This window comes from Xanthomonas hortorum (genome assembly GCF_040279205.1).
GTDB lineage: Bacteria > Pseudomonadota > Gammaproteobacteria > Xanthomonadales > Xanthomonadaceae > Xanthomonas > Xanthomonas hortorum_F.
This window is the reverse complement of record NZ_JBEOLS010000007.1, coordinates 58,371-74,504: the sequence shown is the minus strand read 5'-3', so window position 1 is coordinate 74,504 and position 16,134 is coordinate 58,371. Positions and strand designations below refer to the sequence as shown.

Annotated in this window: 14 protein-coding genes; 7 read left to right on the top strand and 7 right to left on the bottom strand. The window is 65.4% G+C overall.

Annotated elements, in window-relative coordinates:
- Nucleotides 1-64: 64 nt before the first annotated feature.
- On the top strand, nt 65-1,897 hold the full coding sequence (locus ABS769_RS05045; protein WP_317060577.1) for an ABC transporter ATP-binding protein: 1,833 nt from the start codon (nt 65-67) through the stop codon (nt 1,895-1,897).
- A gap of 482 nt (nt 1,898-2,379) precedes the next feature.
- Here ABS769_RS05045 and ABS769_RS05040 read toward each other — a convergent pair whose 3' ends face one another.
- Nucleotides 2,380-4,185 (bottom strand): DUF885 domain-containing protein, encoded by a 1,806-nt coding sequence (locus ABS769_RS05040; protein ID WP_317060576.1) that lies wholly within the window; start codon nt 4,183-4,185, stop codon nt 2,380-2,382.
- Between the two features lie 98 nt (nt 4,186-4,283).
- Between ABS769_RS05040 and ABS769_RS05035 the strand changes: the two genes are divergently transcribed.
- Nucleotides 4,284-4,640: a GFA family protein gene (locus tag ABS769_RS05035; RefSeq protein ID WP_205394297.1), complete on the top strand. Its 357-nt coding sequence runs from the start codon at nt 4,284-4,286 to the stop codon at nt 4,638-4,640.
- Nucleotides 4,637-5,443 (top strand): DUF4349 domain-containing protein, encoded by an 807-nt coding sequence (locus ABS769_RS05030; protein WP_317060574.1) that lies wholly within the window; start codon nt 4,637-4,639, stop codon nt 5,441-5,443. Before ABS769_RS05035 ends, ABS769_RS05030 begins: the two co-directional genes overlap by 4 nt.
- Before the next feature lie 221 nt (nt 5,444-5,664).
- On the opposite strand, the gene ABS769_RS05025 is transcribed toward ABS769_RS05030, so the two are convergent.
- Together ABS769_RS05025 and ABS769_RS05020 are read right to left on the bottom strand one after the other, a co-directional pair.
- Nucleotides 5,665-5,958 carry a hypothetical protein gene (locus tag ABS769_RS05025; RefSeq protein WP_023903350.1) on the bottom strand — a complete coding sequence of 98 codons (294 nt, stop codon included), beginning with the start codon at nt 5,956-5,958 and terminating at the stop codon, nt 5,665-5,667.
- Nucleotides 5,959-6,323: 365 nt separating this feature from the next.
- The gene (locus ABS769_RS05020; protein WP_317060572.1) at nt 6,324-7,316 is read right to left on the bottom strand and encodes a LysR substrate-binding domain-containing protein; all 993 of its coding nucleotides are present in this window, start codon (nt 7,314-7,316) and stop codon (nt 6,324-6,326) included.
- A gap of 170 nt (nt 7,317-7,486) precedes the next feature.
- On the opposite strand from ABS769_RS05020, the gene ABS769_RS05015 reads away from it, so the two are divergent.
- Entirely contained in the window at nt 7,487-8,374 is an 888-nt protein-coding gene (locus ABS769_RS05015) for a DMT family transporter (RefSeq protein ID WP_317060571.1), read from the top strand.
- Nucleotides 8,375-8,499: 125 nt separating this feature from the next.
- Here ABS769_RS05015 and ABS769_RS05010 read toward each other — a convergent pair whose 3' ends face one another.
- The 4 genes from ABS769_RS05010 to trxA all read right to left on the bottom strand — a co-directional run bounded on the left by ABS769_RS05010 (nt 8,500) and on the right by trxA (nt 11,612).
- On the bottom strand, nt 8,500-9,408 hold the full coding sequence (locus ABS769_RS05010; RefSeq protein ID WP_317060570.1) for a peptidylprolyl isomerase: 909 nt from the start codon (nt 9,406-9,408) through the stop codon (nt 8,500-8,502).
- A 151-nt stretch (nt 9,409-9,559) separates the two neighbouring features.
- Complete coding sequence (locus tag ABS769_RS05005; protein WP_039522284.1) at nt 9,560-9,802, bottom strand: DUF378 domain-containing protein; 243 nt, start codon at nt 9,800-9,802, stop codon at nt 9,560-9,562.
- Between the two features lie 171 nt (nt 9,803-9,973).
- Nucleotides 9,974-10,423: a DUF4442 domain-containing protein gene (locus ABS769_RS05000; protein WP_317060569.1), complete on the bottom strand. Its 450-nt coding sequence runs from the start codon at nt 10,421-10,423 to the stop codon at nt 9,974-9,976.
- A gap of 331 nt (nt 10,424-10,754) precedes the next feature.
- The gene (gene trxA / locus ABS769_RS04995) at nt 10,755-11,612 is read right to left on the bottom strand and encodes a thioredoxin (RefSeq protein ID WP_115040492.1); all 858 of its coding nucleotides are present in this window, start codon (nt 11,610-11,612) and stop codon (nt 10,755-10,757) included.
- Between the two features lie 268 nt (nt 11,613-11,880).
- Here trxA and ABS769_RS04990 point away from each other — a divergent pair, with 268 nt between their 5' ends.
- The 3 genes from ABS769_RS04990 to lptE all read left to right on the top strand — a co-directional run bounded on the left by ABS769_RS04990 (nt 11,881) and on the right by lptE (nt 16,129).
- Entirely contained in the window at nt 11,881-12,492 is a 612-nt protein-coding gene (locus ABS769_RS04990; RefSeq protein ID WP_317060568.1) for a DUF998 domain-containing protein, read from the top strand.
- Nucleotides 12,493-12,564: 72 nt separating this feature from the next.
- Nucleotides 12,565-15,207 (top strand): leucine--tRNA ligase, encoded by a 2,643-nt coding sequence (gene leuS / locus ABS769_RS04985; protein ID WP_317060567.1) that lies wholly within the window; start codon nt 12,565-12,567, stop codon nt 15,205-15,207.
- Between the two features lie 286 nt (nt 15,208-15,493).
- Nucleotides 15,494-16,129, top strand: a complete 636-nt coding sequence (gene lptE, locus ABS769_RS04980; RefSeq protein ID WP_317060565.1) for an LPS assembly lipoprotein LptE — start codon at nt 15,494-15,496, stop codon at nt 16,127-16,129.
- Nucleotides 16,130-16,134: the final 5 nt, after the last annotated feature.

Sequence of the window (16,134 nt, the reverse complement as noted above, 5' to 3'; positions counted from 1 at the left end):
AGCGCCACTGCGGCTTGACGCGTGATCGGCTAGCCTGATCTCCCGGTTTTTCAAAGTGTCTGCAATGTTCCGCTGGTTCGAATCCCTGATCGATGTCTTCCCGCCGATCGAGCGGGAAATGCCGCCACGCAGCGTGTGGCGGTTCTATCTGCATTATCTGCGGCCGTTGTGGCCGATCCTGCTGGCCACGTTGATCGCCGGGCTGTTGCTGGCGCTGGTGGAAGTGGCGATGTTCGACTTCCTCGGCCGCATCGTCGACATGCTGGCCGAGCGGCCGGGGCCGGAGTTCTTCCGTCGCCATGCCAGCGAACTGGTGTGGATGGCGCTGATCACGCTGGTGGCGCGGCCGTTGTTTACCGGCCTGCATAACCTGCTGGTCAATCAGGCGATCGTGCCGGGCTTGAGCAACCGCTCGCGCTGGCTGATGCACAACTACGTGGTGCGGCAGAGCCTGGGCTTTTTCCACAACGATTTTGCCGGGCGTATCGCCAACCGGGTGATGCAGACCGGCACCTCGCTGCGCGAATCGGCGGTGCAGATGGTCGATGCGCTCTGGTACATCGTGGTCTATACCGGCAGCGCGTTGTGGTTGTTCGCGCAAGCCGACCCGTGGTTGATGGTGCCGCTGCTGCTCTGGCTGGTGGTGTATGTGGCGCTGATGGCGTTTTTCGTACCACGTATGAAGGCGCGCGCGTGGATCGCATCGGATGCGCGCTCCAAGGCGACCGGGCGTATCGTCGATGGCTATACCAATATCTCCACGCTCAAGTTGTTCGCACACGCCGGCCGCGAACAGGCGTATGTGCGCGATGCGATCGACGAACTGGCGGTGAAGCATCGCAGGCAGACGCGCGTAACGACCGCGATGGATACCGCAATTGCGGTGGCCAATGGCTTCCTGATCGTAGGCACCTGCGGGCTGGCGTTGTGGCTGTGGAGCCGCGGCCAGATCAGCGTGGGCGCGATCACGCTGGCGACCGGCCTGGTGATCCGCATCCACAACATGTCCGGCTGGATCATGTGGACGGTCAACGGCATCTTCGAAGATATCGGCAGCGTGCAGGACGGCATGCAGACCATCTCGCAGCCGGTGCTGGTGCAGGACGTGCCCGATGCAGTGCCGCTGCAGGTGACGCAGGGACAGGTGCAGTTCGAGCACATCCATTTCCATTACGGCAAACGCGGCGGCGTGATTGCCGGGCTGGATCTGCAGGTGCGCGCGGGCGAGAAGATCGGCCTGGTCGGGCCGTCCGGTGCCGGCAAATCGACGCTGGTCAACGTGTTGCTGCGGCTGTACGACCTGGAGCAGGGGCGCATTCTGATCGATGGGCAGGACATCGCGCAGGTGACGCAGGAAAGCCTGCGCGGGCAGATCGGCCTGGTCACGCAGGACACCTCGTTACTGCATCGTTCGATTCGCGACAACCTGTTGTATGGCCGACCGCAGGCCACCGAAGCGCAGATGCTGGAGGCTGTGCGCAAGGCGCGCGCCGAGAGCTTCATCGACACGCTGGTGGATGGCGAGGGCCGGCGCGGCTTCGATGCCTATGTGGGCGAACGCGGGGTCAAGCTGTCGGGCGGTCAACGGCAGCGCATCGCGATTGCGCGCGTGTTGCTGAAGGACGCGCCGATCCTGATTCTGGACGAAGCCACCTCGGCGCTGGATTCGGAAGTGGAAGCGGCGATCCAGGACAGCCTGGACGCGCTGATGGGCAACAAGACCGTCATCGCGATTGCGCACCGCCTCTCGACCATCGCGCGCATGGACCGGCTGGTGGTGATGGACGCCGGGCGCATCGTCGAAACCGGCACGCATGCGGAACTGATCGCGCAGGGCGGGCTGTATGCGCGGCTGTGGGCGCGGCAGACGGGTGGGTTTGTTGCGGCGGATGGGTGATGTAGTTGGTTGGTAGATTGCTTAAAACGCGCAACAACGGCACTGGCAAGCCCCTCTCCTACGGGAGAGGGGTTGGGGTGAGGGTACGGAGCGAAGCTACTCGCTAGTTGGACCACACGAAGCTTCGCCCGCACCCTCATCCGCCCCTGCGGGGCACCTTCTCCCGACGGGAGAAGGGATGCAGGCAGCTCTTCATTAAGCCCCTCTCCTACGGGAGAGGGGTTGGGGTGAGGGTACGGGGCGTAGCCACTCGCCAGTTGGCCACACGAAGCTTCGCCCGTACCCTCATCCGCCCCTGCGGGGCACCTTCTCCCGAGGGAGAAGGGATGCAGGCAGCTTTTCATTAAGCCCCTCTCCCGTCGGGAGAGGGGTTGGGGTGAGGGTACGGGGCGTAGCCACTCGCTAGTTGGACTACACGAGGCTTCGCCCGTACCCTCATCCGCCCCTTTGGGGCACCTTCTCCCGAGGGGAGAAGGGACGACTCACTTGATCGGCTGGTCCAGCATCAACTCGCGTGCAAAGCGCACCGGTGGGGCGCCGTAGGACAGCATCTGGTCGTGGTACGCCTTCAGGTTGAAGTCCTTGCCCAGCTTGTCCTGCACTGCCTTGCGCGTATCCAGATGTTCCTGCACGCCGACGAAGTAGGTCGGCAATTGGGCGGAAGACAGTTGCGCACGCACCCACTTGCCCGAGGCTTCGCTCTCTTGCTGGAAGGTGTCGTGGGTCATCAGGTGCATCGCCTTGTCGCGCTCCCAGCCGTCCACATGCACGCCCTGGTCGAGGATGGCGTTGGCAATGGTGCGCAGGTAGAACTTGAGCTGCACCAAATGGAATAACGGGTCGTTATCCAGATACCCCTGCTCCTGCATCATGCGTTCGGTATACACCGCCCAACCTTCGGCGAACATGCCCGAGCGCAGCACCGCGCGCAGCGTGGAGGGGAACTTGGCCGAATGCCAGCCTTCCAGGTAATGGCCCGGGGTGCCTTCGTGGATGCTGAGCAGGTGGATCATGCGGCTGTTGTACTCGCGCAGGAAGGAATCGACCTGCTTCTCGTTCCAGTCGTCGGGAATCGGCGACACTGCATAGAAGGTCTTGAGATTCTTGTCGAGAGGGCCGGGCGAATCGCAGTACGCCACCGCCACGCCGCGCTGGAATTCCGGCATCAGGATGATGTCCACCGGCGAATCGGGCAGCGTCATCAGATCCTTCTGGCGCACGAACTCGGTGGATTGCGCCAGTGCGGCCTTGGCAGCGTCCACCACCTTGTCGCGTGCCGGCTTGTCGGCATAGGCCAGCTCTAACGCCGCTTCGATGGCGGCCTGCTGCTGGTCGTCGTTGGGCGTTTCGGGCAGTTTTGGTGCGCCGGGCTTGTCCTTGAGCACCGTGCGGGCGATGCCGTACATCTCGCTGCGCACACGCTTGAGTTCGGACTCGGCGCGCTGCTTGATGTCTGCGCGCGACAGCGACGACAGCAGCGCGAATTTCAGCTTCTGATCGTAGAGTTGCGCACCGACGCGGAAATCGCCCTTGGCATTGGGCACCAGCACGGTGTCCAGCCAGGCCTGCTGCTCGGCCACGGCCTTGCGCAGCTTGTCGATGGCCGCCTGCGCGCGCGCGGCTTCGATCGGGCCGAGCTGGCCGATGTTGGGCGCGATGAAGGTATCGACGATGCTGAGGATGCCCTTGTTCTGCTTGGCCACCGTCTCGGCGTGGATCTTCGGCACGCGGGCCGGGTCCAGGTTCTCGCGCGCCTGCGCAAAGATGCCGGGAATCTTCTCCATGCGCTGGGTGGCGGAGGTCAGCCGCTCGGGCAGCGGCGCGAATTCGCGCGCCATCAGGCCGTACAGCGCACTGCCGGCCAGGCCGTTGTAGAGCTGCGGGTCCCAGGCCCAGCTCTGCAGCACCTCGGTGTTCCAGATTTCCGATTGCAGCTGATTGCGCAAAATGGCTGCATCGACCTGGTTCTCGCGCGACAGCTTGGCCACCTCGATGGCATCCAACTCGGCCAGCAGTTGTTTACCCGCATCCAGGCTGCGCTGACGGCCGGCGGTGCTCAGGTCGTCGATCTGGGTGTCGAAGCGGTGATCGCCGGTCTGGGTGGCGGTGACCGGCGACAGCTGCATCCAGGTGTCGAGTGCACGCTTGGACAGTGCGGCAAAGCGCGCGTCCGGCGTCTGCGCCTCCTGGGTGCTGGCATCACTGGTGCCGGCGCGCGGTGATTCGGGCTGCTGCTGGCAGGCGCTGAGGCCGGCGAGCAGGGCGAGGACGAGCAGGCGTTGACGCATCGTGGATCCTGGTGGAATCAAAGCGCAAGCATAGGCAGCTATGCGCTTGTCCGCATCCGCCATTGGTTTAGAGTGGCCTGATTCCAAGGAGGATCACCATGCATTACGCCGGTAGCTGTCATTGCGGACGCATCGCGTTCGATCTTCAGACCGATGCGCCGATCACCGAGGCGTACGACTGCAATTGTTCGCTGTGCCGTCGCCGCGGCGGCCTGCTGTGGTTCGGGACGCGCACGCAACTGCGTCTGCAGAGTGAGCCGGAGGCGCTGGGAACCTACCGCTTCAATCAACATCATCTCGACCATCATCATTGCCCGCACTGCGGCATTGCCCCGTTCAGCGAGGGCATGAATCCCCGAACCGGCGAGGCCAGTGTGGCGGTCAATGTGCGCTGCCTTCCCACTCTGGATCTGTCCGCGTTGCAGGTACATGCGGTCGATGGAGCCAGCCGATGAGGCGCGGCGTGCAGCGTTACGCGGTCGGGTTGCTGCTGGGCTGGGCGCTGAGCGGGTGCGCCAGGCACTCGGCTGACATGGCGGCAGACGGTGGCGCTCCAGCGCCGGCACCGCCCGCCGCGCAGGGCAACGCATTGGCGTATGAGCACGATGTGCGCATCGAGCTGCCCGCCGACCAGATCGGCCAACGCATCGTGGCGGTGCGCAATGCCTGCCAGGCGGCGCAGTTCGGCGACTGCGCGTTGCTGGCAGTCGAACAAACGGGTGGTCGCGACCCCAGCGGCAGCGTCAGCGTGCGGCTGGCGCCAGATGGCATCGAGCCGATGGTGCAACTGGCCGGCCAGCACGGCGATGTCGCCGCGCGCAGCACGCGTGCCGAGGACCTGGCGCAGCAGATCGCCGACATCGGCCTGGCGCAGGCGCGTTTGCAGAAAGAACACGCACGCTTGCTGGAATTGCAGCAACGCCGTGATCTGGCGGTGACCGATCTGCTGGCATTGTCCAAGCGCCTGGCCGAAATCGAAGCCGAAGCGCAACAGACTCAGCAAGAAGCGGCGCAGCAACAACGCCGTGTGCGCACGCAACTGCTCACGCTCAACTTCCGCAGCACCGGCGGCGAGCAGGGCAGGGGCGAGATTGCCGAAGCGGGCGCCGAGTTCGGCCAGGTGTTCGCGTCCAGCGTGGCGTTCGTGATTCGCGCGGTTGCGGCATTGCTGCCGGTCGCCGTGGTCGCGGTGATTGCCGGCTGGTTGCTGCTGCAGGCCTGGCGCTGGCATGCGCGGCGGCGCCGCATTGCGCGGTGACGTCGAGAAGCTGCCGGGCTCAGCGCAACATTTTCGGTCTAGTGGTCAAGCTGGTCGGCGATGCTGCACCAGCTTGCACGTGCTCGGCTTTATTTAGAAAGCGAGAGTGCGTGTGCGCGCCGCCTGCCTGACGCAGGCGGCATTGCAGCGAACGCTGTGATGCAACACCGCTGAGCGACGACCGCGCGCGCCATGGCCGCGCAGTCGTCGCTGCGGCGCGCTCAGCCTTCGTCGACTTCGTATTCGACAAACACGTCCAGTTGCAGCGCCAGTTCCTGCACGGCATCGCGCACCTTCTGCGCGGTGGCTTCGTTGCCGGCTTCCACTTCGAACTCGTGGCTGCCCGGACCTTCGTCGTCCGACAGGCCGGCCGAGCTGGAATCGTCGTCGTCCAGATGTGGCATCAGGTCGTCCACTTCTTCCACGTGCTCGATGCCTTCGATGCTTTGCAGCAGATTGGCAATGGCACGCGCGTCGTCGTCGGTGCCGGTGATACGCATGCGAAGAGTTGGCATGGGAATGTCCTAGGGGTTGGGGAGCTAAAGCCTAGGCATCGACAGGAAAAAACGAGGTGATGGTGCGCGTTAGATGCTCCATCGACTGTGTAGCCCAACGAGCGCTTTCCCTGAAGCCCCTCTCCTGCGGGAGAGGGGTTGGGGTGAGGGTACGGGGCGAAGCCACACTTGCACTCAAACTCCACCAGGCTTCGCTCGTACCCTCATCCGCCCCTTTGGGTCACCTTCTCCCGGAGGGAGAAGGGACAGCCGCTCCAGGCTTCGCTGCTGCTCCTTCGGGCACCTTCTCCCATGAAGGAGGCAATGTCCCGCGGCAGAAGGAATGCTCGCGCCGTGTTGTATGCAAAGACGATTCCTGCGCCACCTCATTCAGACGCCGACGCCTTGCGCGGCCGCCGACTTAAACGCGGCTCACCCAAGGTCTCGCTTTCCGGCAACGCCACCAACTCGGCTGGCAGCGCCGGCATCGGTGTGCGTTCGTCCAGTGCTTCGCGTTTGAGCCAGTCGATAAAGGCCGTCGCTGCAGGACTGGGGACGCGATGGCTGGGGTGCACGATGTAGTAGGCGTAGCGGGCCTTGAGGGTGGGGCCGGGCAGGCGTACCAGTTCGTAGCGCTGCAGATACGGTTGCGCGATGTGCTTGCGCGCCAGCACTGCGCCCAGGCCATAGACTGCGGCGCGCATGGCGTCGGTGCTGTCATTGAAGGTGTGCATCGGCGGCAGCGTGGTGCCGCGCACCTGCGCGGCGCGGAACCAGTCGCGCCAGCCTTGCGGCGACATGTCGCTCAGCAGGGGCAATTGCGCGATCTGCGCCGGTGTACGCAGTGCGGCGACCTCCGGCAAGGACGGCGACGCAACCGGAAACAGCTCGTCGTCCATCAGATGATGCGAGGTCAACCCGGGCCATGCGCCCTGGCCATAGCGAATGCCCAGATCCGGGCCGCCTTCTTCGAAGCGCGAAAACGCCGCGTCCGATTGCAGGTCCATGCGGATATGCGGGTGCGCGCGACAAAAGCGCGGCAGCCGCGGCAACAGCCAGCAATACGACAGCGAACGCAGTGTGGTCACGCGCAGCGGGATGGCGTCTTCGCGTGGATGCAGGTTGCCGGCGACTGCAGCGATTTCTGCAAGCGCGGCACTGGCGGCATCGGCCAGTTGACGCCCCTCGGCGGTGAGCTTGACCCCGCGCGGCAGCCGCTGGAACAAAGTCGCGCCCAACAGCGCTTCGAGCTTGCGTACGTGGTGGCTGACCGCACTGGCGGTGAGGTGCAGTTCTTCGGCGGCATGCGCGAAGTTCTGGTGGCGCGCAGCGGCGACAAACACGCCCAGCGCAGGTAACAGGGTCGGACGCAGATTCATCGAGGCATGAGTGAGATTTGTGGCTCGCCTCGATATTACGCGCTTGTCTTGCCTGCGGTTGCAACCGATGCTGCATTACCCCTTAGCGATGATCGTGCCATGTCCGTTTGCCTGCCTGGTGTTGTTTCCTGCGGTTTCAGCACACCACAGCAGCGTCCGGAGGCACGTTCATGAGTGCGCAACCGTCGACACAGCCGGGAGCGGTAACACGCGAATGGCGCACCCCGCTGGAACTGGGTTTCCTCGGCATCGTCTGGGGCTGCTCGTTCCTGTTCATGCGCGTAGCCGCGCCCAAGTTCGGCACCGTGGTGCTGGTGGAAATTCGCCTGGCGCTGGGTGCGTTGGTGTTATTGCCGTTTCTGTGGCTGGCGCGGGAGCGCTTCCCCTTGCAGCGCTGGCCGATGCTGGCAGCGATCGGCGTGCTCAACTCTGCATTGCCGTTTTTGTTGTTCGCCTGGGGTGCGCAACACGCGCCGGCTGCGGTCGGTGCGATCTGCAATGCGATGACGGTGTTGTTCACCGCATTGATCGCGTTTCTGTTTTTCGGCGAGAAGATCGGCACGCGTCGCGCGCTGGCGTTGCTGATCGGTTTCATCGGCGTGCTGGTGTTGGCCACCGGCAAGTCGGCTGGATTGAGCGTGGGGCCTGCGGCGCTGGCTGGCGCCTCCGCGTCGCTGCTGTACGGCATCGGCTACAACCTGGTGAAGCGCCATATGGGCGATCTGCCACCGGCCGCATCGGCGGCATCCACGCTGGGCTGCAGCGCCTTGCTGCTGGCACCGCTGGCGTGGTGGCAGTGGCCGACCACACCGGTGCCGGCGGTGGCCTGGGCCTGCGCCACCGCACTCGGTGTGGTGTGCACCGGGTTGGCGTTTTTGATGTACTACCGGTTGATCCAGCGCATCGGCCCGGCGCGGGCCTCCACGGTGACCTATCTGGTGCCGGTGTTCGGCGCATTACTGGCGTGGTCGCTGCTGGGCGAGCCGTTGACCTGGACCATGCTGGTGGCCGCGGTGCTGATCCTGGGCAGCGTGGCCTTCAGTCAGCGCGCCCGCTGAGCGAGCACGCTAAGCGGGCGCGCAGGTCTGAAAATATCTGAGCCTGGCTATGCTTTCCCGAATCCCGAATCCCGAATCCCGAATCCCGAATCCCGAATCCCGAATCCCGAATCCCGAATCCCGAATCAGCCGGCCGCCGGCGGCGCGCGCACCGGCAACGGCACATTGCACAGATCGATATGCCCGGCAGGACGCTTGTAGAAATCGTCCTTGCGATTGCGGCGCGCTTCGGCCACGTCGCGGAAGGTCTGGCTGTCGGTGCGCAACAACTGCAATGGCGTGCGCTCGGGCAGCGGCACTTCGCTGGCCAGGCGAATGGCGCGGATCGGTGCGCGTTGCGCGGGGTCTTCGTAGAAACCCATCGGGTCCGGGCCGCGCGGTGTCACGCTCAATAATTCCATGCCTTTGACCACGCGGCCGACCACGGTGATGTTGCGGTCCAGCTGGCGCGGCGATTGCCCGGTGACCACGTACAACTCGGCGCCGATGCTGCTGTCTTCGTCGTTGTTGCGGCCGGCGCCCAGGGTGCCGTAGCAATGCGCCAGCCAGGTCTTGCCACTGGCGCTGTCGCGGCCCACCGGAAAACCATCGACAAAGCCAACCTGCGGCGCCCAACCATCGCTGTCGGGCAGGCGCTGGAAATTCAGGCCCTGCGATGCGCGTTCGAATTCGGCCGGCAGATGCGTCTTTGCCGAGCCCAGCGATTTGGCCTTGGCCGGCGTTTCGCCATCCGGGTCGCCGAACTGCACCACGAAGTTGTCCTGCGAACGATAGATGGTCAGCCCGTCCCAGAAGCGCTCGTGCGCCAGGGTGTGGATGTTGCCCACATGCGCGGGCGCAAATTGCGGCGCCAGTTCGATGATTACCCGGCCCCCGTCCAATTCCATGTACAGCGTGCGGTCCGGGTCGAGCACACGCCATGCGCTGGCCGGCGAGCTGTCCAGAATCTGTTGCGGGCTGCGATAGGCCGCATTGGCGGCAGTGGGTAATACCAGGGCAAGCAGGCAGGCGGAAGCAACAGTGCGCAGAAGCATGAAGGCAGCCAGCGGGAGGGATGCCCGATTCTTGCCGACCACGCGCCTGGACGCAAAGCGCCGGGACGCAAAGTGCATGTACGCATAGCAGGACGCCGGCGGAATGCGCCGGCGTCCTGCTGTCACGCGCATGCCTGCCGCAGCTGTGCGCTTACGGGTTGTTGCGCACGTGCGGGCTGGTGTGGTGCACGTTGGCGCCATGGTCGTTGCGGAACAGCGGGACCAGCTGCCACAACGCAGAGATGCCGACCAGCGTGTAGACCACACGCGACAGCAGGGCATCCTGGCCGCCGAACAGCGTGGCGACCAGATCGAACTGGAACAGGCCAACCAGGCCCCAGTTCAAGCCGCCGACGATAAGAAGCACCAGGGTGATGACGTTAATCGTTTTCATGAAGACAATCCGTGTGGGTTGGGAGACCCCAGAGTCCGCATGCCGCACGCAACACCTTGTGAGCGTGCGCGGAGGCACGACGGGCTTGCGCACGCCACGATCACGTCCAGCCGACGCGCGTGAAACCGATGCAGTGTGTTGGCCATCCGGCAGCGCGCCGACAGCGCAGTGTCAGCGTGCCGGTTTGCGCTTGACGTACAACTGCTTGCGCACCCGTGCCACCACCTCGCCCTGGCGGTTGTGCACGTCGTTTTCGAACCAGCGCAGATGTTTTTCGCCGCTGGCAGTGGCCTGACGCAATTCGGCAAGCACGCCATCGTCGATGACGAACTCCGCGCTCACCGTGCCGCGCCCAGGTTTGACGAACTCGATGCTGCCGGCCTTGTCCCAGACGTAGTAGTCGCGGCCCAGGTTCTGCATGGTCAGCAGCATCCAGAACGGGTCGGTCATCGCGAACAGGCTGCCGCCGAAATGGGTGCCGACGTAGTTGCGATTCCACGGGCGCTGGCGCAGCTCTACGCGTGCGTAGCGGTAATCGGCCGACAACACGGTGACGTGGATGCCGGCGAACAGATACGGCGGCCACAGGTTGATGCCGAGCTTGAACAGTGAAGCGCGCATGCGGACCTGGTTCCATGGCGAGGGCAGGTACGCAGCATAACATTCGCATGCGTATGGAGGCATGCCGCAGGTCGACATCGAAGCGGTCGTGTTCGTGCTGCGAGCCGGTCCAGACGGCGCCGTCGTCGCCGGTCACGCAGTCGCGCGGTGTGCCTCGCCGCTTGGTGCACACCCGGGCAAGGGCCCGCCGTTGCGGGCAGCCTTCGTAGGAGCGGACCTGGCCGCGACGGCGCGCTACCCGGGAACACCTTATCGGCGACTGGCGGGTAACGCCTCGTCGCGGCCGGGTCCGCTCCTACGTATCCATGTGACGCCGCAGCGCCATCGGCTGTCAGAACACCAACGACGACATCTTGCGGCGATAGCGGCCGACCAGGTCTTCGTCCTCGATCACGCGGAATGCATCGATCAGGCTGCGGCGCGGCAGGTTGTCGTCGAAGGCGCGGTCCTGCCGCAGCATCTCCAGAAACTGCTCCAGGGCGGCTTCATCGTTGCCGTCGAGCAGATGGCGCACGCCGAGCAGGTGGCGCGCACGCAGGTCGGCGCCGTTGGCGGCCACAGCGGCCTGCAGCGCGTCCGCATCCGGCGCGTCTTTCAGGACGTTGGCAAAGCTCAGCCGCGCCTTGGCACGTACTGCGCGGTCGTCGGTGGCCAGGTTGGCGGGCAGGGCGTCGATCAGCTGCTCGGCCTCGGCGGTGTCGCCGGTCTTGAGCAGTGCCAGCGCCAGGTCCAGCTTCAACTCGTCCTTGTCCGGCTCGGCGGCGATCGCCTCGCGCAGCGCGGCGGCCTGGTCCTGCGGGTCGAGCGGCGCCGGCGGGAGTTCTTCGACCACCTGCGCCTCGGCCGGCAGCACACCATGCTGGGTCAGGAATTCACGGATCTGGCCTTCCGGCATCGCGCCGGGGAAGCCATCCACCAGCTCGCCGCCCTTGACCAGGAAGACCGTCGGCACCGAGCGGATCTGGAACGCGGCGGCGATCTGCTGTTCCTTGTCCACATCGACCTTGGCCAGCTCGAACGCACCGTTGTAGTCGGCGGCAAGCTTTTCCAGGATCGGCGTCAGCGACTTGCACGGGCCGCACCAGGTGGCCCAGAAATCCACCAGTACCGGTGTCGTCAACGATTTCTGCAGGACCTCGGTCTCGAAGGTGTCGGTGGTGGCATCGAATACGTGCGGCTTGTCGGACATGGGCTTCCTGAAAAGATGACGGCAACAGTGGGACGTAATGGTGGCAAACCCGGCCGACACAAGGCTGGCCGGGATCGGCCAACCGGCGGTTATCGTCAGGCCGGTCATGACAAGGCGGGCCGAGGCCGGCGACGACCAGGCCGCCAGCAATCGGGCCGGCCGATATCAGGCCAGCCGGGATCAGACAAGGGGTTCACGCCACCCGCCCCCGGCACCACAATGCCGCGTCATGGCGGCGCAACCTGCGCCCCGCGTTGGAGCAAGACGAATGGCGAGCATCGATAGCACGCAGCGCTACCTGGGCCTGATCGCGGCAACCGTGTTCGTGCTGGCGGTGGCCGGCTTCGGGCTGGCATTGCCCGGCTATCTGCAGGCCAGCCACCCGGTGGCGTTATTGGGCGCAGACGGCGTTCCGCACGCGCTGGGCTTCAACCTGCTGGCGTTCGCGCTGGTGGGTGGGTTGGGCATGGCCACCGGCATCAGTCTGCTGGCGCGCATGCCGGCCAAGTCCGGCTGGAGCCTGCGCGTGGGCGGGCAGTTGATCGTGCTGGCAGGTTTGGCGTTCCTGGGCATGGGTCTGCTGCCGCTGGATCCCACCGACCTGGATGGCCGCGCCAGCCAGGCCCACGCCACCGCCTGGCTGCTATGGGCGGTGGCGTTCGTGCCGGCCATGCTGCTGATCGCCGCCGCGCTGCTCAACCAGTCCGATACCCGCACGCTGGCGTTGCTGAGTCTGGGCGCCGGGCTGCTGGTGGCGGTGCTGGCATTCGGGCCGCCGGGGTTGCTGCGCCAGGCAATCGCCCAGCGTGTGGCGTTCCTGGCCTGGGTAGGCTGGCTGGCGGTTGCCGGCTGGAGCTGGCCGGCCAAACCCGCCTTCTGACGCGCGCGTTTGGAGCGCCTGCTGCACTGCGGTACCCTGTGCCGCTTTGCACCGCCCGAGCATCCGCTCCCAATGTCCACCGTCGAACCGAACGTCTACGACCCGCAGCAGGTCGAAACCTCCGCCCAGCAGTTCTGGGATGCCACCCGCGCCTTTCAGGTCGATGAGAACTCGGACAAACCGAAGTTCTATTGCCTGTCGATGCTGCCGTACCCGTCCGGTGCGCTGCATATGGGCCATGTGCGCAACTACACCATTTCCGATGTGGTCAGCCGCTACAAGCGCATGACCGGCCACAACGTGATGCAGCCGATGGGCTGGGATGCGTTCGGGTTGCCGGCGGAAAACGCCGCGATCAAGAACAAGACCGCGCCGGCCAAGTGGACCTACGCCAACATCGAACACATGCGCGGGCAGCTCAAGTCGCTGGGCTATGCGATCGACTGGTCGCGCGAGTTCGCCACCTGCTCGCCGGACTATTACGTGCACGAGCAGCGCATGTTCACCCGGCTGATGCGCAAGGGCCTGGCCTATCGCCGCAATGCGGTGGTGAACTGGGACCCGATCGATCAGACCGTGCTGGCCAACGAGCAGGTGATCGACGGCCGCGGCTGGCGCTCTGGTGCATTGGTCGAAAAACGCGAGATTCCGCAGTGGTTCCTGCGCATCACCGATTACGCGCAGGAACTGCTCGACGGCCTGGACCAGCTGGACGGCTGGCCGGATTCGGTCAAGACCATGCAGCGCAATTGGATCGGCCGCTCGGAGGGGCTGGAAATCCAGTTCGACGTGCGCGACACCAATGGCGCTGCGCTGGATCCGCTGCGCGTGTTCACCACCCGCCCGGACACGCTGATGGGCGTGACCTTCGTGTCGATCGCCGCCGAGCACCCGCTGGCGTTGCATGCGGCCAAATCCAACCCGGAACTGGCCGCGCTGCTGGAAACGCTCAAGCACGGCGGCGTCTCCGAAGCCGAACTGGAAACCCAGGAAAAACGCGGCATGGCCACCGGCCTGACCGCCGTGCATCCGATCAGCGGCGAGCAGGTGCCGGTGTGGGTGGCCAACTTCGTGCTGATGGGCTACGGCACCGGCGCGGTGATGGCCGTACCCGGCCACGACCAGCGCGATTTCGAATTCGCCAACAAGTACGCCTTGCCGATCGTGCAGGTGGTCAAGCTGCGCGAGCCGCGCAATGAAGACGAGCAGACCTGGGACGCCACCCAGTGGCGCGACTGGTACACCGACAAGAGCCGCGAACTGGAGCTGATCAATTCGGCCGAATTCGACGGGCTGGATTTCGGCGGCGCCTTCGAAGCGCTGGCCGAGCGCTTCGAGCGCAAGGGCCAGGGCCAGCGCCGGGTCAATTACCGCCTGCGCGACTGGGGCGTGAGCCGCCAGCGTTACTGGGGTTGCCCGATTCCGGTGATCTATTGCGCCAAGTGCGGCGCGGTGCCGGTGCCGGAAGACCAGCTGCCGGTGGTGCTGCCGGAAAACGTGGAGTTTGCCGGTACCGGTTCGCCGATCAAGACCGACCCGACCTGGCGCCAGACCACCTGCCCGGAGTGCGGCGGCCCGGCCGAGCGCGAGACCGATACCTTCGACACCTTCATGGAGTCGAGCTGGTACGTGGCGCGTTACACCAGCCCCAACGCACGCGACATGGTCGACCGCCGCGCCAACTACTGGATGCCGGCCGACCTATATGTGGGCGGCATCGAGCACGCGATCCTGCACCTGATGTACTTCCGCTTCTATCACAAGCTCATGCGCGACGCGCGGCTGGTGGACAGCGACGAGCCGGTGACCAATCTGCTGACCCAGGGCATGGTCATCGCCGACACCTTCTATCGCGACGCCGACAACGGCGGCAAGGATTGGATCAATCCGGCCGATGTCGAGATCCAGCGCGACGAGCGCGGCCGCGTCACCGGCGCGGTGCTGATCGCTGACGGCCAGCCGGTGCACATCGGCGGCACCGAGAAGATGTCCAAGTCCAAGAACAACGGCGTGGACCCGCAGTCGATGGTGGCCAAGTACGGCGCCGACACCGTGCGCCTGTTCTCGATGTTCGCCGCACCGCCGGAGCAGTCGCTGGAATGGAACGAGGCCGGCGTCGACGGCATGGCGCGCTTCATGCGCCGGCTGTGGGTGCAGGTGCACAAGCATGTGGGCGAGGGCGCTGCCGCTGCACTGGACGCCGCCGCGCTGAGCGCCGAGCAGAAGGCGATCCGCCGCAAGACCCACGAAACCATCGGCAAGGTCAGCGACGACTACGGCCGCCGCCACAGCTTCAATACCGCCATTGCCGCGGTGATGGAGCTGTCCAACGCGCTGGCCAAGTTCGACGACGCCAGCGACCAGGGCAGGGCGGTGCGTCAGGAAGCGCTGGAAGCGATGGTGCTGCTGCTCAATCCGATCACCCCGCACGCCAGCCACGCGCTGTGGCAGGTGCTGGGCCGTGGCGAAACGTTGCTGGAAGATGTGGCGTTTCCGCAGGTCGATGCCGCCGCGCTGGTGCGCGACGCGCTGACCCTGGCGGTGCAGATCAACGGCAAGTTGCGCGGCACGATCGAAGTCGCCGCCGACACCGGACGCGAGCAACTCGAAGCGCTGGCGCAGGCCGAGCCGAACGCGGCCAAGTTCCTGGAAGGGATGAGCGTGCGCAAGATCATCATCGTGCCCGGCAAGATCGTGAACATCGTGGCGGGGTGATGGGTTCTGATTGGTCGGGTCGCAGGCGCCGTTCCGGGTAGTTCGACGGATCGGCGTGGCGGCGCGCAGGTTAGGTTGATGCGGCGGTTTCAGGTAATTCCTGCACTGGCGCGCAGGCAAGGAGGCTGCGGTCGTTCTTGCCGATTCATTTCACTGGCGCGTGGCGACGCGTTTGTCATTACCGGCCGCCGCAGGTTTACTGCGGCGCTCTCAAGCCCCATTCACGCGGTGTCGGTCAGGCTAGCCGCCTGTTGCCGCCGCCGGGGCGCTCATCCAGACTGTGCCCATGATTCGATTTCCTACTGCCTTCGCTGCGTCCCTCGTGCTCGTCTCGAGCCTCACCGCCTGCGGCTTCCATCTGCGCAATTCGCTGGCGTTGCCGCCGGACACACCAGCGGTCAAGGTGCAGTCTGCAGTGCAGTACAGCGAGCTGGCCAAGTTGCTGCGGCGTGGCCTCAAGGCCGCCGGCGCCACCCTGGCCGACGAAGACGCCAAGACCGGCTTTGCGCAGGTGCAGGTGTTGTCCGAGCGCTGGGGCGATCTGCCGATCGCCATCGACAGCCAGGGCCGTGCGCAGGAATACAGCCTGCGCTACGCCGCCATCTTCACCGTCACCACCGCCAATGGCGCGGTGCTGGTGCCGCAGCAGGTGATCGAGCTCTCGCGCGACTACGTGTCACCGCCGGTGGATGCCACCGGTACCGCGACCGAGCGCGAGATCCTTGCCGACGAATTGCGCAAGGACATGTCGGCCTCGATCCTGCGCCGCATCGACAGCGTGGTGCGCGCGCGCGCCAAGCGCGGCGAACCCCTGGAAAGCACGCCGACCGCGCCGTTGCCGCAGGCTCCCACGCCGCCAGTGCAGCCGACCACGCCTGAATCGAGCGTGCCGGCCAACTTGCCGCCTGTGTCGAACAACTAAGCGTC